Source organism: Asticcacaulis sp. (assembly GCF_051956075.1).
GTDB lineage: Bacteria > Pseudomonadota > Alphaproteobacteria > Caulobacterales > Caulobacteraceae > Asticcacaulis.
Map to the genome: position 1 here is coordinate 23,301 of NZ_JBQCGA010000037.1, position 20,086 is coordinate 43,386.

At 64.0% G+C, this 20,086-nt stretch carries 14 protein-coding genes; 2 read left to right on the top strand and 12 right to left on the bottom strand.

The window, feature by feature from the left end; all coding sequences use genetic code 11:
- Positions 1-16: 16 nt before the first annotated feature.
- From hutU to hutI, 3 genes are read right to left on the bottom strand one after another with little or no spacing between them, the layout of a single operon-like run.
- Entirely contained in the window at positions 17-1,672 is a 1,656-nt protein-coding gene (hutU, locus tag ACTHLA_RS10310) for a urocanate hydratase (protein WP_440188390.1), read from the bottom strand.
- Positions 1,669-3,207 (bottom strand): histidine ammonia-lyase, encoded by a 1,539-nt coding sequence (hutH, locus tag ACTHLA_RS10315; protein ID WP_440188393.1) that lies wholly within the window; start codon positions 3,205-3,207, stop codon positions 1,669-1,671. The genes hutU and hutH overlap by 4 nt, the downstream gene beginning before the upstream one ends.
- Positions 3,197-4,393, bottom strand: a complete 1,197-nt coding sequence (gene hutI, locus ACTHLA_RS10320) for an imidazolonepropionase (protein WP_440188396.1) — start codon at positions 4,391-4,393, stop codon at positions 3,197-3,199. The genes hutH and hutI overlap by 11 nt, the downstream gene beginning before the upstream one ends.
- A 53-nt stretch (positions 4,394-4,446) precedes the next feature.
- On the opposite strand from hutI, the gene ACTHLA_RS10325 reads away from it, so the two are divergent.
- Together ACTHLA_RS10325 and ACTHLA_RS10330 are read left to right on the top strand one after the other, a co-directional pair.
- Entirely contained in the window at positions 4,447-5,817 is a 1,371-nt protein-coding gene (locus tag ACTHLA_RS10325; protein WP_440188399.1) for a formimidoylglutamate deiminase, read from the top strand.
- A complete protein-coding gene (locus ACTHLA_RS10330; protein WP_440188402.1) occupies positions 5,814-6,485 on the top strand; it encodes a GntR family transcriptional regulator in 672 nt (223 codons plus the stop codon). Before ACTHLA_RS10325 ends, ACTHLA_RS10330 begins: the two co-directional genes overlap by 4 nt.
- Here ACTHLA_RS10330 and ACTHLA_RS10335 read toward each other — a convergent pair.
- The 9 genes from ACTHLA_RS10335 to ACTHLA_RS10375 form a co-directional block, all read right to left on the bottom strand.
- The gene (locus ACTHLA_RS10335; protein WP_440188405.1) at positions 6,482-7,054 is read right to left on the bottom strand and encodes a helix-turn-helix domain-containing protein; all 573 of its coding nucleotides are present in this window, start codon (positions 7,052-7,054) and stop codon (positions 6,482-6,484) included. The two genes, ACTHLA_RS10330 and ACTHLA_RS10335, sit on opposite strands and share 4 nt — an antisense overlap.
- 41 nt (positions 7,055-7,095) lie before the next feature.
- Positions 7,096-8,721: an ABC-F family ATP-binding cassette domain-containing protein gene (locus ACTHLA_RS10340; protein ID WP_440188408.1), complete on the bottom strand. Its 1,626-nt coding sequence runs from the start codon at positions 8,719-8,721 to the stop codon at positions 7,096-7,098.
- Between the two features lie 130 nt (positions 8,722-8,851).
- Positions 8,852-10,363, bottom strand: coding sequence for a tryptophan halogenase family protein (locus ACTHLA_RS10345; RefSeq protein ID WP_440188411.1), 1,512 nt, complete (start codon positions 10,361-10,363; stop codon positions 8,852-8,854).
- Between the two features lie 22 nt (positions 10,364-10,385).
- Entirely contained in the window at positions 10,386-11,894 is a 1,509-nt protein-coding gene (locus ACTHLA_RS10350; protein WP_440188414.1) for a tryptophan halogenase family protein, read from the bottom strand.
- Entirely contained in the window at positions 11,894-13,360 is a 1,467-nt protein-coding gene (locus ACTHLA_RS10355; protein ID WP_440188417.1) for a tryptophan 7-halogenase, read from the bottom strand. Before ACTHLA_RS10355 ends, ACTHLA_RS10350 begins: the two co-directional genes overlap by 1 nt.
- On the bottom strand, positions 13,357-14,904 hold the full coding sequence (locus ACTHLA_RS10360; RefSeq protein ID WP_440188419.1) for a tryptophan halogenase family protein: 1,548 nt from the start codon (positions 14,902-14,904) through the stop codon (positions 13,357-13,359). Before ACTHLA_RS10360 ends, ACTHLA_RS10355 begins: the two co-directional genes overlap by 4 nt.
- Positions 14,901-15,602: a DUF6445 family protein gene (locus ACTHLA_RS10365; protein ID WP_440188422.1), complete on the bottom strand. Its 702-nt coding sequence runs from the start codon at positions 15,600-15,602 to the stop codon at positions 14,901-14,903. Before ACTHLA_RS10365 ends, ACTHLA_RS10360 begins: the two co-directional genes overlap by 4 nt.
- A gap of 168 nt (positions 15,603-15,770) precedes the next feature.
- Positions 15,771-16,382, bottom strand: coding sequence for a CC0125/CC1285 family lipoprotein (locus tag ACTHLA_RS10370; protein WP_440188424.1), 612 nt, complete (start codon positions 16,380-16,382; stop codon positions 15,771-15,773).
- Positions 16,383-16,605: 223 nt separating this feature from the next.
- The gene (locus ACTHLA_RS10375; RefSeq protein ID WP_440188427.1) at positions 16,606-19,995 is read right to left on the bottom strand and encodes a TonB-dependent receptor; all 3,390 of its coding nucleotides are present in this window, start codon (positions 19,993-19,995) and stop codon (positions 16,606-16,608) included.
- Between the last annotated feature and the right edge of the window lie 91 nt (positions 19,996-20,086).

Consider the following 20,086-nt stretch of genomic DNA (forward strand, 5'->3'; position numbering starts at 1 on the left):
AGCAATGGGCGCAAGCCTACAAGATCCCCGGCAGGTCCAAACCCTTCTCACGCGCGCAGGCCAGGGCGATGTCGTAACCGGCGTCGGCATGACGCATCACGCCGCTGGCAGGGTCGTTCCACAGCACGCGCCCCAGCCGTTTGTCGGCGGCTTCGGAGCCGTCGCAGACGATTACCATGCCCGCGTGCTGCGAATAGCCCATGCCGACCCCGCCGCCGTGGTGCAAGGAAACCCAGGTCGCGCCGGAGGCCGTATTGAGCAGGGCGTTGAGCAAAGGCCAGTCGGACACCGCGTCTGAGCCATCACGCATCGCCTCGGTTTCCCGGTTCGGCGAGGCGACCGAGCCGGAATCGAGATGGTCGCGCCCGATGACCACAGGCGCCTTCAACTCGCCGTTACGCACCATCGCGTTGAAGGCGAGGCCGAGCCGATGACGGTCGCCCAGCCCCACCCAGCAGATGCGCGCAGGCAGACCCTGAAACCGGATGCGCTTTTGCGCCATGTCGAGCCAGTTATGCAGGTGCGGATCGTCCGGGATCAGTTCTTTGACCTTGGCGTCGGTCCTGTAAATGTCCTCAGGGTCGCCGCTCAGCGCCACCCAGCGGAACGGACCCACGCCGCGGCAGAACAGCGGGCGGATATAGGCGGGCACGAAGCCGGGGAAGTCGAAAGCGTTGTTCACCCCTTCATCGAAGGCGACCTGACGGATATTGTTGCCGTAATCGACCGTCGGCACGCCCGCCTTCTGGAAGTCGAGCATGGCGCGCACATGCTGCGCCATCGCAGCGCGCGCCGCTTTCGCCACGGCCTTCGGGTCGCGTTCGCGCATCTCCATCCAGTGCTCCAGACTCCAGCCCGACGGCAGATAGCCGTTAACCGGATCGTGCGCCGAGGTCTGGTCGGTCAGAAGGTCGGGCCGCACGCCGCGCGCATAGATGTCCGGCAGAAGATCGGCGGCGTTGCCTAAAAGCCCGACCGAAATCGGCCTGTCGGCGCCCTGGATCATGGCCAGAGCCTCATCGAGCGTATCGGCCCGGTGGTCGAGATAGCCGGTGCGCAGCCGCATCTCGATGCGCGAGGCCTGACATTCGATGGCCAGGCACGAAGCGCCCGCCATCACCGCCGCCAGCGGCTGGGCGCCGCCCATGCCGCCAAGCCCCGCCGTCAGCAGCCAGCGGCCCTTCAGATCGCCGCCATAGTGCTGTCGGCCCATCTCGACGAAGGTTTCATAGGTGCCCTGCACGATGCCCTGCGTGCCGATATAGATCCACGACCCCGCCGTCATCTGGCCGTACATCATCAGCCCCTTCCGGTCGAGCTCGTGGAAATGCTCCCATGTGGCCCAGCGCGGCACGAGATTGGAATTGGCGATCAGGACGCGCGGCGCGTTCTCATGCGTCTCGAACACCCCGACCGGCTTACCTGACTGGATCAAAAGGCTCTGATCGTCGCCCAGGCGTTTCAGCGTCTCGACGATGCGGTCGAAACTGTCCCAATCGCGCGCCGCGCGTCCGATGCCGCCATAGACGACCAGCTCCTCAGGTCGCTCGGCGACGTCGGGATGCAGATTGTTCATCAGCATGCGCAGCGGCGCCTCGGTCAGCCACGAACGGGCCGAAAGCTCTGTTCCCGTGGCGGGCCGGATGATGCGGCTGTTGTCGAGACGGTTCATGCGTCAACTCCGGGCAAGGAAAGGTCAGCGGCCTTCAGGACGGCGCCGTTGCGCGCCAGCCTGATCATCGCCTCAAGGTCAGGGTGAAAATGCCGGTCGTGATCCAGCGCGGGCACGGCGTCGCGGATCGTTTTACGCACCCGCTCCAGTGCGGCGGAGGAGGCGAGGGGCTGATGAAAGTCGCAACCCTGCGCGGCGGCCAGAAGCTCGATGGCGATGACGCAAAAGGCGTTGGCTGTCATGTCCATCAGGCGGCGCGCGCCGTGCGCGGCCATGGAGACATGGTCCTCCTGATTGGCCGAGGTCGGGATGGAATCGACGCTGGCCGGATAGGCCTTCTGCTTGTTTTCCGACACCAGCGCCGCCGCCGTCACCTGCGGGATCATGAAGCCGGAATTCAGCCCCGGCCTCGGCGTCAGGAAGGCGGGCAGGCCCGACAGGGCCGGATCGACCAGCATGGCGATGCGGCGTTCGGCGATCGAGCCGATCTCGCATGCGGCCATGGCGATCATGTCGGCGGCGAAGGCGACCGGCTCGGCGTGGAAATTACCGCCGGACAGGGCCTCGTCCGTTTCGGCGAAGATCAGCGGATTGTCGGACACGCCATTGGCCTCGTCCGTCAGGGTCGCGGCGGCCTGACGCAACAGGTCAAGGCAGGCGCCTAAGACCTGCGGCTGGCAGCGCAGGCAATAGGGGTCCTGCACGCGCTCATCCTCCTTCAGGTGCGAAGCGCGGATGGCCGAGCCTTCCATCAATGTGCGCAAACTTGCCGCAACCTCGATCTGGCCCCGGTGGCGGCGCAAGGCGTGGATGCGCGCATCGAACGGCGCGTCCGATCCCTTGGCGGCCTCGGTGGAGAGCGCGCCTGCGACAAGGGCGGTTTGCAACAGTGCCTCAGCCTCAAACAGCCCCGCCAGCGCATTGGCGGTCGAAAACTGCGTGCCATTGAGCAGGGCCAGCCCCTCCTTGGGGCCGAGGACCAGCGGCGGCAGGCCGGCCTGGGCCAGCGCCTCGGCGGCGGGTCGGCGCGCGCCCTGCATGTCCACTTCGCCTTCGCCGATCATCACGGCGGCCATATGCGCCAGCGGCGCCAGATCGCCGGAGGCGCCGACGCTGCCCTGACAGGGAATGACGGGGATGATGTCGAGGCGCAACATATCCTCCAGCCTTCGCAGGGTTTCCACCCGCACCCCCGAAGCGCCCTGCGCCAGGCTGGCCAGTTTCAGCGCCATCATCAGCCGCACGACGGCGCGCGGCGAGGGGGCGCCGACCCCGGCGGCGTGCGACAAGACGATATTGCGTTGCAGGGCCTCCAGATCGTCCGCCGCAATGCGCGTCGAGGCCAGCTTGCCAAAGCCGGTATTGATCCCGTAGACCGGCTCGCCCTTCGCCAGAATGCGCCCGATCGCCTCGGCGCTGGCGCGCACCTTGTCATAGCAGAGCGGATCGAGCGCCGCCCCGGCGCCGAGATAGATGTCGCGCCATGTCGAAAGTGACACGGCGCCGGGATCGAGGCGCACCGGTTTAATGGACATGGGGGACTCCCTTGAAGACGCGGGCGTAAAGCGGGTTGAAGCCAATCGGATAGACAAGCTGTTCGGGACGTTCGACGTTCCAGATCGCCAGATCGCACGCCTTGCCCGCCTCCAGGGTTCCGATCTCCTCGGACAGGCCGAGGGCGCGCGCGGCGTTGCGCGTCACGCCGAGCAGGCATTCCTCGACGGTGAGGCGAAACAGGGTGGCGGCCATATTCATGACCAGTAGCGGCGAGGTCAGCGGCGAGGTGCCGGGATTGCAGTCGCTGGCCAGGGCCATCGGCACGTTTGCTGCGCGCAGCTTGTCAACCGGCGGCGCCTTTGTCTCGCGCAGGTAATAGAAGGCGCCGGGCAAAAGCGTCGCCACGGTTCCGGCCTGCTGCATCGCCGCCACGCCGTCATCGCTCAGATATTCAAGATGGTCGGCGGACAGGGCGCCGTAGCGCGCCGCCAGCGCTGCGCCGCCGAGATCAGAGAGCTGCTCGGCGTGCAGCTTGATCTTGAGGCCCTGCGCTTTTGCGGCAAGAAAGACGCGCTCCGTCTGCTGCGGCGTAAAGCCGACGCCTTCACAAAAGGCGTCCACCGCGTCGGCCAAAGGCGCAATCTGCGCGATCATCGCGCAGACCTCGTCAATATAGGCGTCGGACCGCCCTGCATATTCCGGCGGCAGGGCGTGGGCGCCGAGAAAGGTGGTGACGATGCGCACGGGCCGCAGTTCCTGCAAACGCCGGGCGGCGCGCAGCACCTTGATTTCGTCCGCAAGGGTCAGTCCGTAACCCGACTTGATCTCCACCGTCGCCACGCCCTCGGCCAGCAGGGCGTCGAGACGCGGCAGGGCCTGTTGCACCAGTTCCGCCTCGCTGGCGGCGCGCGTGGCCCGAACCGTTGAGAGAATGCCGCCGCCCGCTTGGGCGATGTCTTCGTAGGACGCCCCCTCCAGCCGCATGCGAAACTCCGCCGCGCGGTCGCCCGCATAAACGAGGTGGGTGTGGGGGTCGATCAGGGCGGGCGTGATGAGACGCCCCTTCACATTGATGCGCTCGCCCCGCATCGGCGGCGCCGTATCTGCCGGTCCGGCATAGAGGATGCGCCCCATGGCCTGTGCGACGACGCCGTTCGCCACGACCCCGGCGTCACGGGTCATGCTGGCGAGGCGGGCATTGGTCCAGATCAGGTCGCAGTGCATATCTCGACACATAATGTATAGACATTATGTCGCGCAAGTGCGATTTTGCATCCATGACCGAGAGCTTCTGGTGTGACCATATCTGGCTGAACGGCGTCTGGGCGCGCCATGTGCGCCTGACGTTGGCGGACGGCTGCGTCGCCAGCCTGACTCATGATGTCGCGCCCGCGCCGCAGGACGAACGCTGCGCCGTCGTTCTGCCCGGCCTGCCCAATCTGCACAGCCACGCCTTCCAGCGCGCCATGGCGGGCCTGACCGAACGCGCCGGACCGGACGGCGACAGTTTCTGGAGCTGGCGCGACCTGATGTACCGCTTCAACGCCCGCATCGGCCCGGACGAGATGCGCGCCATCGCCGCCATGGCCTATGTCGAGATGCTGGAGAGCGGCTTTACGCGCGTCGGCGAATTTCACTACCTGCATCACGCGCCGGACGGACGGCCTTACGCCGATCCGGCCGAGATGGCGGCGGCCCTGTGCGCGGCGGCGGACGCAACCGGCATCGCCATGACCCTGCTGCCGGTCTTTTACGCCCATGCGGGCTTCGGCGGTCAGGCGCCCAGCCCCGCTCAGGCACGCTTTATCAGCGATATTGACGGTTACGCCCGCCTGCTTGAGGCCAGCCGCCGGCATGTGGCGCGCCTGCCTGACGGCGTCGTCGGCGTCGCGCCGCATTCGCTGCGCGCTGTGACGCCGGACGAACTGGCCGCGCTGATCCCGCTGGCGGGGCAGGGGCCGATCCACATCCATATCGCCGAACAGATGCGCGAGGTCGAGGATTGCCTCGCCTTCAATCATCAAAGACCGGTCGAATGGCTGCTCGATCACGCCCCGGTCGATGCGCGCTGGTGCCTGGTCCACGCCACCCATATGACGCAGGCCGAGACGGAGCGCCTCGCCCAAAGCGGCGCCGTGGCGGGGCTGTGCCCGATCACCGAGGCGAATCTCGGCGACGGCCTCTTTCCGGCGGCGGCCTATCTCGAAGCGGGCGGCGCCTTCGGCATAGGCTCGGACTCCAACGTGCTGATCAACGCCTTTGAGGAGTTGCGGCTGCTGGACTACGGCCAACGCCTCGGCCTGCGCGCGCGCAATGTGCTGGCCGCGCCGGGACAATCGAGCGGGGCGCGCCTATTCGAGGCGGTGGTGCGCGGCGGGGGTCGCGCGCTCAACGCCCCAGATGCGCTTGAAACCGCCGCGCTTGCGCCCGGCGCCGCAGCCGATATGGTGACGCTGAACGCGACTCATCCTGCCCTTCTTGCGCGTTCGGGAGACGAGATTTTGGACGCCGCCATCTTCGCCGCCGCTTCCTGCCCGGTGGACTGCGTTTACCGCCGTGGCCGCAAGATCGTCAGCGGCGGTCGCCACGTCGCACGCGACGCGGTGGTCGCTGATTATCGCCGCGCGCTGGAGGCCCTGCGCGCATGACGCGGCCCCTCTATGTCAGCATCCGCGACGATATCGAAACTCAGATCCGCTCCGGCGCGCTGAAGCCCGGCGACCGCCTGCCGGTCGAACACGAACTGATGCAGACCTACGCTTGCGCGCGCATGACGGTGAACAAGGCGCTGAGCGCCCTGGTCGCCGACGGCCTGATCGAGCGGCGTAAGCGCGCGGGCACCTTTGTGCGTTATCCGCAACTGGACGCGCCTGTGCTGGACATTCCCGACATCGAGGCCGAAGCGACGGCGCGCGGCGACGATTACCGCTTCGAGCTTTTATCGCGCCATATTCTTCAAGAGGATGGCGCGCGGCTGCTCCACCTGACCGGCCTGCATCATGTCGGCGGGCGCGTCCTGGCGCTGGAGAAGCGTCTGATCCATCTCGACGCCGTTCCCGCCGCGGAGACGGCGGACTTCACCCGCGGCTCCCCCGGCCACTGGCTGTTGCAGCAGGCGCCGTGGACGCGCGGTGAAACCCGCATCGGCGCCGAACCCGCCGGATCTGCGCGCGCGCGGCAGGCGGCCTGGGACCGCGATACCGCCTGCCTCGTCGTCTGGCGCCAGACCTGGTTGAACGACCGCCGGGTGACGCAGGTGACGCAGCATTTCGACGGCGCCGCCTACCGCGTCACCGCAGCGCTCAGAAAAGCCTAATCCGCCATCACGACCAGAAACGCCTTCAGCCGTCCGTTTCCGGCATTGCTGATGCTGTGCGGCACGTCGGCGCGGTAGCGCAAGGTGTCGCCCGCCTCCGCCTTTTGCTGCGCCTCGGCGGAGATGACCAGCGCTTCGCCGTCGAGAATCGACAGATGTTCGCGCGCCCCTGACGCATGCGGCTGCGAGGTCAGCGAAGCGCCGGGCTCGATCTCCAGCAGATACCATTCCGATGCGCCGGTGGTGTCGGGCGGGCTCAGGATCTGCAAGGTGCAATGGCCGTCAGCGGAGCGGATGCGCGGCACATTGTGCGCCTCGACGCGCTCGATCGCCTGCGCCTGTTCGTCCTCGCCGTCGCCGATCAGTTGCGGAATATCGACACCCAGCGCCTGAGTCAGCGCCCACAGGGTCGCGAAGGTCGGATTGGCCATGCCGCGTTCGATCTGGCTCAGCATGGAGCGCGACACTTTCGACAGGGCCGCCAGATCGTCAAGCGACAGGCCCTGCGCTTTACGCAGGGCGTGCAGCCGCTTGCCGATGTCAGGCGCCTTGCGCGCGCGCGATGTCATGCGGGCAGGGTAAGCGATCGGAGCACGGAAAGGAAATCCTTTTAGCCCGGATGCAGGCCGGGCGCTTCTTGCCCGGTGCGCGCGACATATTCGGTGTAGCCGCCTTCGTAGCGATGCACGCCTTCGGGCGTCAGCTCCAGCACGCGGTTGGACAGGGCCGACAGGAAATGCCGGTCGTGCGACACGAACAGCATGGTTCCCTCAAAGTCGACCAGCGCCTCAACCAGCATCTCCTTGGTCGCCATGTCGAGGTGGTTGGTCGGCTCGTCCAGCACCAGAAGATTAGGCGGATCGAACAGCATCCGGGCCATGACCAGCCGCGCCTTTTCGCCGCCGGACAGGACGCGGCAGGGTTTCTCGACATCGTCGCCGGAAAAGCCGAAACAGCCCGCCAATGTGCGCAGCGCCCCTTGCCCCGCATGCGGAAAGGCGCCGTCCAGCGATTCAAAAATGGTCTCGTCGCCGTCAAGAACGTCCATAGCGTGTTGGGCGAAATAACCCATCTTGACGCTGGCGCCGAGGATGACGGTCCCCCGATCGGGCGCATCCGCGCCCGCCGCCAGTTTCAGTAACGTCGATTTGCCCGCGCCATTGGCGCCCAGCACGCACCAGCGCTCCTTGCGGCGCACCTGAAAATCGAGACCTGTATAGATGACGTGCGCGCCATAGCTCTTATGCACGCCGCGCAAATTCAGCACCTCCTCGCCGGAACGCGGCGGCGCGCGGAACTCGAACTGGATCGACTGTCTGCGGCGCGGCGCCTCGACGCGCTCGATCTTGTCGAGCTTCTTGACCCGGCTCTGCACCTGGGCGGCGTGGCTGGCGCGCGCCTTGAAGCGCTCGATGAACTTGATCTCCTTGGCCAGCATGGCCTGCTGGCGCTCATATTGCGCCTGCCTTTGGGCTTCGGTCAGGGCGCGCTGCTGGTCGTAGAAGTCGAGATCGCCCGAATAGGTGATCAGGGAACCGGCGTCGATCTCGACCACCTTGTTGATGATGCGGTTCATAAAGGCGCGGTCGTGCGACGTCATCAAAAGCGCGCCGTCATAAGATTTCAGGAAGCCTTCCAGCCAGATCAGGCTCTCAAGGTCGAGGTGGTTGCTGGGCTCGTCGAGCAACATGGCCTCCGGCCGCATCAGCAGAATCCGCGCCAACGCCACGCGCATCTTCCAGCCGCCCGACAAAAGGCCGACATCGCCGTCCATGCGCGCCTCGCTGAAGCTCAGGCCCGCCAGCACCTCGCGCGCCCGCGCCTCCAGCGCGTAGCCGTCCAGTTCTTCAAAGCGCGCCTGCACATCGCCGTAGCGCTCGATGATGGCGTCCATCTGATCAGCCTGATCGGGGTCGATCATGGCGGCTTCCAGGTTCGCCATTTCGGCGGCCAGAGCGCTGACCGGCCCGACCCCGTCCATGACGGCGGCGACGGCGCTCTGGCCTGCCATTTCGCCGACCTCCTGGCTGAAATAGCCGATGCGCACGCCTGGATCGATGGCGACCTGCCCGTCATCGGGCGCGTCCTGACCGGTGATCATGCGGAACAGGGTCGATTTGCCCGCGCCGTTCGGCCCGACCAGTCCGACCTTCTCGCCTTTTTGCAGCGTCATCGCGGCGTCGATGAACAGGATCTGGTGGCCGTTTTGTTTGCTGATGGCGTCGAGACGGATCATGAAAGCTTGACTGCGAGACGGAGTGCGACAGACGCGGACGCGCCCTGGCGCAGGGCTTTACAGGCCCGGCCTGCTTTAGGGAAGGGCTGCTTGAGGTTGGCGCCGCAAAAAAGAGCGGCGCCCGCCCGCCTCAGGCTACGTTCAGGCCGTTGCGCTCGATAAAGCTGAGATGGTCGGGCATGCTGTCGAGCGCGCGCGCGGTGACCTGCTCGATCTCACGCATGCGCCTGTCCAGCTCCGCCTCGGGCAGGATATCGGCGACAGGATGATAGCGTTGCGGCGTGATGTGCTGGCCGTGCATGACCGCCAGCCAGCTGACCTCGTTGAACAGCTCGTCATCATGGCGGTAGAGGCGGGCGTTCTCTTTGAAAATGGCGATCCTGTCCGCAAGCGTATTCGGGATGTCCATCGTGCGGCAGTGATTCCAGAACGCGCTGTCGCTGCGTTCAGTCGCCTTGTAATGCAGGATGATAAAATCGCGCACCTGTTCGTATTCGGTCACGGTGCGGCGGTTGTAATAGTCGATATCAGGCTGATTGAAACTCTTATCCGGGAAGTTGTCCATAAGCCGGGCGATGGCGGACTGGATCAGATGGATCGAGGTCGATTCCAGCGGCTCTAAAAAGCCGGACGCCAGGCCGATGGCGACGACGTTTTTGCTCCAGGGTTTGCGCCGTACGCCCGCCTTGAAGCGCAGCAGGTTCGGTTCGGAGATCGCCGCGCCGTCCAGATCCCGGTTAAGGCTGTCGAGCGCGGCGTCATCGCTGAGAAAATCGCTGCAATAGACATGGCCGTTGCCGGTGCGCGATTGCAGTGGAATGCGCCATTGCCAGCCCGCCGACTTGGCGGTGGCGCGCGTGTAGGGCAGGAGATCAGGCGCGCGTTCGCAGGCGCGGGCCACGGCGCGGTCGCACGGCAGCCAGTGGCTCCAGTCGATAAAGCCGGACCGCAGCGTCTTTTCGATCAGCAGCCCGCGAAAGCCGGTGCAGTCGATAAAGAGGTCGCCCCCAACCGTCTCACCTGAGGCTAAGGTCAGGCTTTGAACGTGGCCGCTTTCGCCATTCTGCGCGACATGGACGATCGTGCCTTCGGTGCGCGTAACGCCTGCGGCCTCGGCGATATCGCGCAGGTAGCGCGCATAAAGTCCGGCGTCGAACTGAAAGGCGTACGAAATTTTGCTTAAAGGGGAGTTGGGGCGCTCGTAATCGGGGCGCTGGAATTTGCGGGCGCGGGCGGCCCGAACCATGAGACTATACTGGTCCAAAGGCGCCGCCTTGCCCAGATGCTTATAGCGCAGCCAGAAGTGATGGAAGTGAACGGCCTCCATATTAAAGCCATAGGGGCCGAACGGGTGAATGTAGCTGTCGCCCTTGCGGCCCCAGTCCACGAACTCGATGCCCGCCTTGAAGGTCGCGTTGGTCCTTCGCATGAAGTCGTTCTCATCCAGGCCCAGCAATCGGTTAAAATAGAGGATATGCGGGATCGTCGCCTCGCCGACGCCGACGGTGGCGATGGCGTCCGATTCAATCAGGCGGATCTGGATCGCGTCGTCGCGCAGCAGTTTGGACATGGCGGCGGCGGTCATCCATCCTGCTGTGCCGCCGCCGACGATGACGATGTTGCGAACTCTGAGATCGGTCATGAATGACGTGCCTTAAAGCGCGTTAAGGAAGAGAAGCGGGGCAGTATTGCCGCAGAAAATCGCCATGCGGCAGCATGCCGCCGACAGTCTTGAGCATGGCGGCTCGCATCGAATCGAGGCTTTCGCTCACCATCTTGGGCGGCAGGGCGGCCACGATCGGATCATAGGTTTTGGGCAATATGCCCTGACCGAGAAACACCGCGATCCAACTGGCCTTGGAGAACAGCTCGTCCTCATAGCGAAAGGCGCGTCCGACCTCGTGAAACAGCGCGATCTTGTGCTGCAAGCTGTCCGGTATCGGCATGGTGCGGCAATAGGTCCAGAAGGATGTGTCGTCGCGTTCCGTGGTGCGATAGTGCAGGATGATGAAATCGCGCACCTGTTCGAACTCGACGCGCATGTGGCGGTTATATTCATCGCGCACGATGTCGGGCAGGCTGGCGTCGGGATAGAGGGTGATGAACCGGCTGACCCCCTCCTGAATGAGATATAGCGAGGTCGATTCCAGCGGCTCCAGAAAGCCGGCGGACAGGCCGATGGCGATGACGTTCTTGGTCCAGAAGCTGTCGCGGCGTCCGGCCTTGAAGCGGATCTGCCGCGGCGTCCCCAGCATGGCGCCGGGCAGCGAAGTCACCAGCAGGTCGTGCGCCGTCTCGTCGTCCATATGGGCGCGGCTGTAAATATGGCCATTGCCGGTGCGGCGCTGGGTGGGGATGCGCCATTGCCAGCCCGCCGGACGCGCGGCGGAGCGCGTATAGGGCGTGATCGGGCCGGCGTGCTCGCACGCTACGGCCAGAGCCGAGTCGCAGGGCAGCCAGTGGCTCCAGTCATGATAGGCGACGCCCAGCGTCTTTTCGATCAAAAGGGCGCGAAAGCCGGTGCAGTCAAAGAACAGGTCGCCCTCGACCGTCTGGCCGTGATCGAGGCTGAGCTGCGTGACATAACCGCTGTCTGGATTCTGCCTTATGGTCTCAACCTTGCCCTCAACGCGCCGGACGCCGCGCGCTTCGGCGTAGCCGCGCAGATAGCGCGCGTAGAGCGTGGCGTCAAAATGATAGGCGTAGCGCATATGCGAGCCCGGCTTGCGCGGATCGGGGTCGGGCAGGGCGAAGCGGTTGTCGCGTGCGGCCAGGGCGCACAGGCTGTAATCGTCGATGGGACGCCGATTGCCGCCCGCGCGGCTGTGCAGCCAGTAATGATGAAAGTCGATGCCGTTCATATCGACGCCGTGGCTGCCGAACGGGTGTATATAGGCTGACCCCTTCCTGCCCCAGTCGATGAACTCGATGCCCAGCTTGAACGTGGCCTCGGTCGCCCGCATGAAGTCGTCTTCCTCGATTCCCAGCATGCGGTTAAAGTTGATGATGTCGGGTATGGTCGCTTCGCCGACGCTGATTGTGCCGATCTCTTCGGATTCGATCAGGATGACTGAGACATGCTCAGGATTGAGCAGGCTCGACAGCGCCGCCGCGGTCATCCAGCCCGCCGAGCCGCCGCCCAGAATGACGATGTTCTTAAGTTGCCGCGTCATTATATATCACCCTGCTGTCGCCGCAGAAACGCCGTCAGGCCGTCGCGATAGACGCCGTGCGGCGGCATGGCCTTGGCCACCTGAGCGATCTGGCCGCGCAGACCGCCCAGAAAACCATTAATCTGCTCCGGCGGCGTCTGATCGGCGATCCGGTCATAGCGCTCAGGCCGGCGGCCCATGCCGAAATGCTGGATGATCCAGTCTTCAGCCGTGAACGGCTCCAGATCGTAGGCGACATGCAGGCCCCGGCTTTCAAACTGCGCGATCTTGGCCGCCAGCCGCTCATCCACAGGCGTCGCCGCGTCGCGCCAGTAGGGCGGCGCGTCCGGCGCGACCTTTGTGAACAGCGCGCGGTTGAACAGCTCGGCATGGCGATAATCGTCACGGAACTGGCGATTGAATTCGCGGCGTTCAACCATCATGTCGTTTGAGAGCGGCAGAAGGTCGACAAGCCGCTCGATGTCGCGTTGTAAAAGCAGCATGGGCGCCGCGGTCACGGGTTCAACCACGCCCGCGGCGTGACCGATCGCCACGCAATTGCCGCGCCATGCGGCGGCGCGATGGCCAAGCTTGATCTCGCCGCGCTCCAGAACCTGGCCGTGCGCCTGCTTGGCCTGATCCTCGTCCTCCGCGGCATAGACGGTGAGCCTTAGATCGGCGCCCTGAACGCAGGTCAGCGCGCTCCAGCCGAAGGCGGCGGCGGTCACGACCCGCGCCGAAGATCCCAGACCCTGGCGTGGCCAGCGGCCGCTCAGCCAGCGCAGACGCCTTTGCGACGTCAGCGCGTCAGCGTCGGCAAGACGCGCCTGCGGTCCTGTGCAGTCGATAAAGAGATCGCCATGCAGCGTGCGCCCGTCCTCAAGGCGCAAGGCGCTTATGACGTCCCCCGCGCGGTCGATGGCGGCGACGGAGCCTGAGACGTGCGTCGCCCTGGCGCCGATCAGGCGCTCGAAGAGGACGCCATAGGACGCTGCGTCGAACTGATAGCCGTATTCCGCGCGTGACAGTGGATGGCGCTCGTCCTCCGGCGGGTGGGCGAAAACGCCGTTCTCCGCCGCGATCGCGGAAATCAGAAACGGCGATAGTGTGTCGATTCCGCGCTGCACGAGATAATGATAGAAGACGACGCCGTTCAGGACCGGGAAGGGCGTGTGATAGGCCTGCGTCCAGGTGTGGCGATCCTGGCCCCAGCCCCAGTTCACGTAGCGCGCGCCGAAGCAGAAGGCCGCATCGCTGTTCAGGACAAGCGCCGCTTCGTCAAGACCCAGCCTGAGGTGCAGATCATAGGCCGAGGGCGTGGTGACGCCGCCATAAAAGGCGTCGCTGGGTTCTGACGCCGAAGGTCTGAGCCAGATGATTTCAAAGCGCGCCGGCGACTGCTGGCACAGGGCGGCGACGGTCATTATAGCGGCCAGTCCCGAGCCGCAGACCACGATGCGGCGCAAAGGCGAGTCTGATGGCGTCATCCCAAAACCGCCTTTGCGCTCAGGGGCTCGACGCCCGACGCGGCGCCGGCCTGTTGCAGGAAGGCGGCGTGGCCCGGGGCGGCGGCGACGGCCTTGCCGATGCGCGCGCGCATCGCCTCGGCCTCGGCGAAGACCTGATCAAACGATAGCCGATCGGCGCGCGGATCGTAGCCATGCGGGATCAGGTTCTGGCCGATCAGAACCGCGACCCAGCTCGGTGGCAGGAAGACGCCAAATTCGTAGCGGATCAGATGGCCGCGCGTCATCCAGGCGCTTATCTTCTCTTGCAGGCTGTCGGGCAGCGTCATAGCGCGGAAATAACGCCACATCTCGCTGTCATCGCGCTGCGTGGCGACGTAGTGCAGCAGCAGGAAGTCGCGCACGCGCTCAAAATTCAGCGCCATGCGGCGGTTGTATTCATCGCGGTCCGACGCCAGGAAGCGTTTGTCGGGTAGAATCTGGATCAGCTCGGTAATACCCTCCTGGATCAGGTGGATCGAGGTCGATTCCAGCGGCTCTAAGAAACCGGCGGCCAGGCCGATGGCGACGACGTTTTTGTTCCAGAACAGGCGCCGCCGTCCGGTGGTGAAATAGAGCTGGCGCGGATCGGCCAGGGTCGGGCCGTCCAGATTGCCGAGCAGACGCGCGGCGGCGGCCTCATCGGAGATGAAGTCGCTGCAATAGACATGGCCGTTGCCGGTGCGGTGCTGCAGCGGTATGCGCCACTGCCAGCCGCTTTCCAGCGCCGTCGCCTGGGTGAAGGGGATGAGCGGTCCGCGCGATTCGCACGGAACCGCGACGGCGCGGTTGCAGGGCAGCCACTGGCTCCAGTCGTCATAGCCAGTTTTCAGCGCCTGTTCGATCAAGACGCCGCGGAAGCCCGAGCAATCGACAAAAAGATCGGCCGCTATGCGGGCGCCGTTGTTGAGCGCGACGCAAGCGACATGGCCGGTTTCGCTATCGAGGCTGGCGTCGATCACCTTGCCCTCGATCCGCCTTACGCCCCTGGCCTCGGCATATTGGCGCAAGTAGGCGGCGTAACGCGTCGCGTCGAACTGGTAGGCGTAGCCAAAGCTCGACTCCACGGCGTCAGGATCGGAGGAAGGGCGGCGGAAGCGGGCCTGTTCCGCCGCCAGAATGGAGTAGGCGAAATCGTCGAGCCTGTGCGCATAGCCCTGCCGCCGAAGCCGAAGCCAGTGCTGATAAAAGGGCAGGTCGTCGATCTTCTGGCCGAAATCGCCGAAGGGGTGGATGTAGGAATCGCCGATTCGCCCCCAGTTTTTAAACGCGATGCCGAGTTTGAACGTCGCCTGCGTGAAGCGCATGAACTCAGCTTCGTCGATGTTCAGCGCCGTATTGAAGCTGCGGATGGCGGGCAGGGTGGCCTCGCCGACTCCCACCGTGCCGATCTCTTCGGATTCGACGAGGGTGATGGCGACAGGCAGGCCCGCCAGCTTGTGCGCCAGCGCCGCCGCCGTCATCCACCCGGCGGAGCCGCCGCCGAGGATGCAGATGCTTTCAATCGGTTGCGCCGAAAGGGTCATGCCTGCGCCTCCGGAACAATCTGAACGAAGATGTTGCCGGTCAGGCGTCCGCGCCTCGGATCGGCGCTGAAAGTAAAGTCGGGCGGAATGACGCCCGAATGCATCAGGCAGCCCTGATACAGCATAATGCGGTTAAAGCGGGCCTCGGCGAAGAAAATCTGTTCGAACGCGTCATTATCGCTGCCGACAAAACCGGTGTCGGCGGCGTCGATGCGCGCGCCTTCGGCCTCAAGACGGCGGCGTAAATCCCCGGGCGCCGCTGGATCGGGACGCTCAAGGCCGGATGCGGTGTGGCGGTAAAAGGCCGTCCCGGAGCCGGGAATGTCATGCAGATGATGCAGGATGGCGATGAGCGATGGATCGTCGCTATCGATGTGGGGAATGCGTTGCACGCCGCGCAGGTCTTGCGCTGCGGTGGTCACCAAGGAGAAGCTGGCTTCCGTAACGGCGAAATAGGCGGCGTTAAACGCATCGCGAATGACCGGAGAGAGGGCTTGCAGGGCCTGAAGCACATAGCGGGAAGCCGCGTCGGTCGGACCGATCTGGCGGCGCAGCCCCGGATAGGCGGTGCCGGTTTCCTCTGGAAAGGGCGCTAAGGCGGCGGCGGCTTCAACAAGGGCGGGCGCGTCGGGAAAGAAATCGTCGATGACGATGACACGAGACCTGGAGCGACCGATCTCATGAACGGCGACTTTCATCGGCGGCATACTCTCTTTCGGCCTTCTTGTCGGCGAGCCTGCGGTTTGAAGGCTGGGATCCGGCGCTCATAGCCGGATCCCGCCTTGGTATAAGATTAAATCACACGCCGCCCCGTGTCATCCGAAACGGATGTGGTGATTCGTCGCTGTGGCTTAATGGCCTGAAGGTTACTTAGTGTCCGGCGCGGTCAATTCAGCGACGGTGGACTTTGCGTCGAATATATCCGGCTGCTTGGTCACGCCTTCAAAATTCGCCTGATCGCCTTTGCCCATCTGTATGATCAGCACGGCCTGCGGCACCTTCTTGGGCTGCCAACGCTCCATCATCGCAGGCGGGGCGTCGCCGCCGCCGAAGCCGCCGGTGGATGGCCCCAGATTAACGTTAGGATTGTTGCCATTGACGTCCGTGCCCGTTCCCATCCCAGCCTGGGTTGGGCCCATGAACTGTCCGGTGCGGCCCGCCAGATCGTCAGCCCCGCCAACCTCCACATTGTTAAAGGATGAGGATATGACGGCGAACCATTCATAGCCGGATTCCTGCGTAAATTCGGCCGCGCGCAGCATGGCGAACTTCACCACTTCGTCCTTCTTAGACTTAGAATCGCCCGTATAGATGACGGCGTAACGTCCGCCATCCAGCGGATGCGTCGTCCAGCCTGCGCCGCCCTTGGGGCCAGCTTCCTTATAGGTCGCCTTGGCGGCCATCGAGGCGCTCGGCGCCATCGTCATGGCGGCCCCAAGCAGAAGCAGGACGGGCGCCCATGTCAAAGATCTTTTCATTCTAGGCTTCCTCTGTTGTGTTTCTTGGCGACATCCACCGGTTCAGCCTGAAGTCTGTCGAGACCTGACTTACCCGGCGGCAATATACACTCTTTTATGGGTCCCGTTAGCCCCTGGATGTTTCTCCTCGTGGCGCTCCGTTGAGATCGGATGTCTTTTGCGGGGTTGGGCTTGAAAAACGACAGAGGAGCGGCGTCGTCCGCCGCTCCTCCATCAGGCGCGCTTAGTATTGATAACGCAGATCGAACACGAAGCGTCGGTCGTTGATGAAGCTGAAGCGGTCAACGCGGGTGCCTTTGGCGTCAATCTGAGCGGTCGCCTTGTTCTTTGTGTCGAGCAGGTTGGATGCATTCAGGCTGACTTGCCATTGACGGTTGATGTTGTACTTCAAAGACGCATCAAGGAAGCCGACGTCCGAAATAAAGACCGGGTCGCCCGTGATGTAGTCATGATAGGTGTCCAGGTATTCCGAACGCCAGTTATAGGCGATACGGCCTTCCCATTTGTTGTCCTGATAGATACCGACGATGTTGAAGATGTACTTCGACTGGCCGAGCAGGTTTTTGACGCCGAAACGGTAAATGGTCTGCGGATCGTCCGGCACGCCGTCGCCGTTGGCGTCGGTATAGGGCGGAGGCGGCGTCGCGTTGGAGTCGATATAGGTGAAGTTGGTTTGCAGACCCAGATGCGAGAGAGGTCCGGGCAGGAAGTCATAGAACTGTTGATAGGCCAATTCGATGCCTTGCAGCTTGGCTTTCGCCTGGTTGACCTGACCACCATAGGTAATGCTGACCGCCTTGCCGTCGAGATTGGTCGTGCCGAGCTGCATGACGCCGGATTCGATGATGTTCGACAGGTTCTTCTTGAAGGCCGCGGTTGAGAGCATGCCGCCCTTGAAGTACCACTCATAGGACAGATCGAAGCTGTCGGCGGTGGTGGGCTTCAGATAAGGGTTGCCGCCCGTGACGCGCAACTGGCTGAGGTTGACCGACTGATAGCCGCGATCGACATGATAGAGCGGATCGGTCGGGTCGGTGATCGTGGGATAAACGACATTGCTGGTGATGGCTGAGGTCGTCTGGCCCGCGCGCATATCCTGAACATTGGGTCGGCTTAGATTCTTACTGGCGGCGAAGCGGATCAGCATTTCGCTGTTGAGGTTCCACTTCAGGTTAAACGAGGGCAGCCAGTGCTTGTCCGAGACGTGGACGGTCTGCGGATCAGAGTGACCGACCGTCAGGCTGGCCGGGCAGGCCCGGTTCACCTTGGTGGCCTCCGTGTAGCCGGCGGCGATGTCCGCAGCGCTCAGCGGCGTCGTCAGCAGGGAGGGGCAGAGGAAGGCCGCCGTCTGGGGCAGGAAGTCCTGCGCCGCATCATGAGCTTCGGCGGTCGGGGTGCGCGGCGCTAACGGCGTCGAGGCGATCTGCTGATCTTGGCCGAACGGCGTGTAGGCCATGAAGCCTTCGGAATCCAGCGTGGTCTGGGTGTAGCGGACGCCGAAATTGCCGTCCAGCGACATGCCGTTGTCGAATTCCTTACCGTAGGTGAACATCAGATAGAAGTTGTCAGTCGCTTCGCGCACGGTCGAGACGTTGGCCGGGTTGTAGATCGGATTGCCCTTGGCGTCGATCTGCGGATGGTAGCCGGTCTTGGTCGTGCCGTCGGCATTGTTGAAGGTCGGCTCAGCCGCCAGATACTGCGCCATCTTCAACGGATCCATCAACAGATCCGAACGAATGGCCAGGAACTTGGTATTCGGGCCTTGCAGAACGCCGCCGCGATAGAAGTTCGCCAGATCGACCGTCTCATAGGCGGGGGTCTTTTCCGTCGCGAACAGACCCAGGCCCGTGCCCATCCAGGCCGGCGCAATGCCCGACCAGTTGACGCCGGCTTCCTTATTAACCTGGCTGCGGATGGTGCGGCGGCCGCCGACCTTCACCGACTTGAACCAGCTGTCGCCGGCGAAATCGTACTGGACGTCCAGTTTAACGGACTTCAGATCGCCCGTGCCGTCATGGTGGCCGTCGCCGGCATAGAGCCAGAAGGCCGCATTGGGATCGGCGGTGCCGCTTTGTGGCGGCGGCGTGTAAGCGTAGATCGGTTTGCCGTTCGCATCGGTGCCGGTCTGTACGGCGCCAGCGACATTGCCCGGATTGATCTGCGTACGCGGATCCGGCGTCAGGGTGACCTGCGGATGATCGAGGCCCGGCACGATGGTCGCCGTGGCCCAGGTTTGCGCGCCGCCCCAGGTTTCATTCGAGGTTGCCGAGGCCTTGGTTTCCTGTGCGTCGAACTCGACATACCAGCGGTCGGCGGGCCGCCACTTGACGTTCAGGCTGAGGTCTTCGGTAACCGTCGTTTCCGTCTTGCCGATGCCGAGAATCGTTGGTCCAAGGCCATAGGCGCCGATCCAGCCGTCGTCGCTGCTTGTCACCGTGCCGCTGGTCATCAGGCCGCCCGTAACCGGGAAGGTGACTTCGCAGTAGTCGTTCGGCTGGCCGTTCGGCACGTTACACAGGTTCAGCGCGCTGGGATTGACGTCGTTATAGGTTGCGTTGGTGACCGTATAGTGCTGGTTGTTGGCGCCGTCCGGGAAGGATTCCAGCGTATGCTCAAGGCTGTCGGTCTTGTTGACGACGCGGATATATTTGCCCGTAACGCGCGTATTGTCATTCTTCCACTGGGCGGCCAGATAGGCGCTGCTGCGGTCGCGATTGACGTTGCTGGTGCGCAGCTGGAAGCCTTCGATATCGCCCACGATGGGCGCAGTTGAGGTGCGCGCGACGCCGTTCTTGAGCTGCTCAGGCGTGCCGTCCGGATTTAAGCCGGTTGAGCGCGGGATCGGGGCGGGCTGCTGCCAGCCATTATAGGCGGATTTCAGGTTCGAGGTTGAATAAGAACCCATCAGGCCGAATTCGCCGTGGCTGGTCTGCCAGCGGTTGCCGATGACGGCGTTGTAGGAGGGCGACCACTTCTTGGCCAGATCGCCGTAATTCCAGTCGGTAGAAACCGCCAGGAAGAAGCCCTTCCGGTCGAACGGCTCTAAGGTGCGCAGATTGATCGTACCGCTGATGCCGCCTTCGACCATGTCGGCGGACACGTTCTTGAAGACGTCAACCGCGCCGACAAGCTGCGGCGGAATGCTGGACCAGTCGAGCGACCGGCCGCCATTGGCCGAAAAGGCGTCGCGGCCGTTGAATTCCGAGCGGACGAAGCCCAGCCCGCGAATCAGGTTGCCGCGGCCTTCAGGCGACGGAAAGTCCGGGCTGCCGCCGATCGAGAAGCGCGTCACGGTCACGCCCGGAACGCGCGCCAGAGCTTCAGCCACCGACAGGTCGGGCAGGGCCGACACGTCCGAAGCGGTGATCGAGTCAACGAAGGTTGTCGCCTTGCGCTTGATCTGCGCGGCGTTTTGCAGAGCGTTACGGATGCCGGTGACGACCACGACGGTCGAATCGGCCTTGTCCTTCGGCTTTGCGTCGGTCGTCGTATTCTGAGCTTCCGCCTTCTGTTCGGGCGTCGCGTCCTGCGCGTGAGCCGATGTGAAGGACAGGGCCGCGGCGATAGCCGTCGTCCCCAGCAGAATACGCGTTAATCCTGAACGTGATGTCATGTAGCGCCTCCCAAGCGTCATTTGATTTTAGTATTGTCTGTCCTGTTCGCACGGTTTTGTCCGACCTTTTTAAACGACAACCTCACGATTG

Coding starts and splice junctions, on each gene's coding strand:
- hutU (WP_440188390.1), bottom strand. CDS start 1,672: ATGAACCGTCTCGACAACAGCCGCATCATCCGGCCCGCCACGGGAACA.
- hutH (WP_440188393.1), bottom strand. CDS start 3,207: ATGTCCATTAAACCGGTGCGCCTCGATCCCGGCGCCGTGTCACTTTCG.
- hutI (WP_440188396.1), bottom strand. CDS start 4,393: ATGCACTGCGACCTGATCTGGACCAATGCCCGCCTCGCCAGCATGACC.
- ACTHLA_RS10325 (WP_440188399.1), top strand. CDS start 4,447: ATGACCGAGAGCTTCTGGTGTGACCATATCTGGCTGAACGGCGTCTGG.
- ACTHLA_RS10330 (WP_440188402.1), top strand. CDS start 5,814: ATGACGCGGCCCCTCTATGTCAGCATCCGCGACGATATCGAAACTCAG.
- ACTHLA_RS10335 (WP_440188405.1), bottom strand. CDS start 7,054: ATGACATCGCGCGCGCGCAAGGCGCCTGACATCGGCAAGCGGCTGCAC.
- ACTHLA_RS10340 (WP_440188408.1), bottom strand. CDS start 8,721: ATGATCCGTCTCGACGCCATCAGCAAACAAAACGGCCACCAGATCCTG.
- ACTHLA_RS10345 (WP_440188411.1), bottom strand. CDS start 10,363: ATGACCGATCTCAGAGTTCGCAACATCGTCATCGTCGGCGGCGGCACA.
- ACTHLA_RS10350 (WP_440188414.1), bottom strand. CDS start 11,894: ATGACGCGGCAACTTAAGAACATCGTCATTCTGGGCGGCGGCTCGGCG.
- ACTHLA_RS10355 (WP_440188417.1), bottom strand. CDS start 13,360: ATGACGCCATCAGACTCGCCTTTGCGCCGCATCGTGGTCTGCGGCTCG.
- ACTHLA_RS10360 (WP_440188419.1), bottom strand. CDS start 14,904: ATGACCCTTTCGGCGCAACCGATTGAAAGCATCTGCATCCTCGGCGGC.
- ACTHLA_RS10365 (WP_440188422.1), bottom strand. CDS start 15,602: ATGAAAGTCGCCGTTCATGAGATCGGTCGCTCCAGGTCTCGTGTCATC.
- ACTHLA_RS10370 (WP_440188424.1), bottom strand. CDS start 16,382: ATGAAAAGATCTTTGACATGGGCGCCCGTCCTGCTTCTGCTTGGGGCC.
- ACTHLA_RS10375 (WP_440188427.1), bottom strand. CDS start 19,995: ATGACATCACGTTCAGGATTAACGCGTATTCTGCTGGGGACGACGGCT.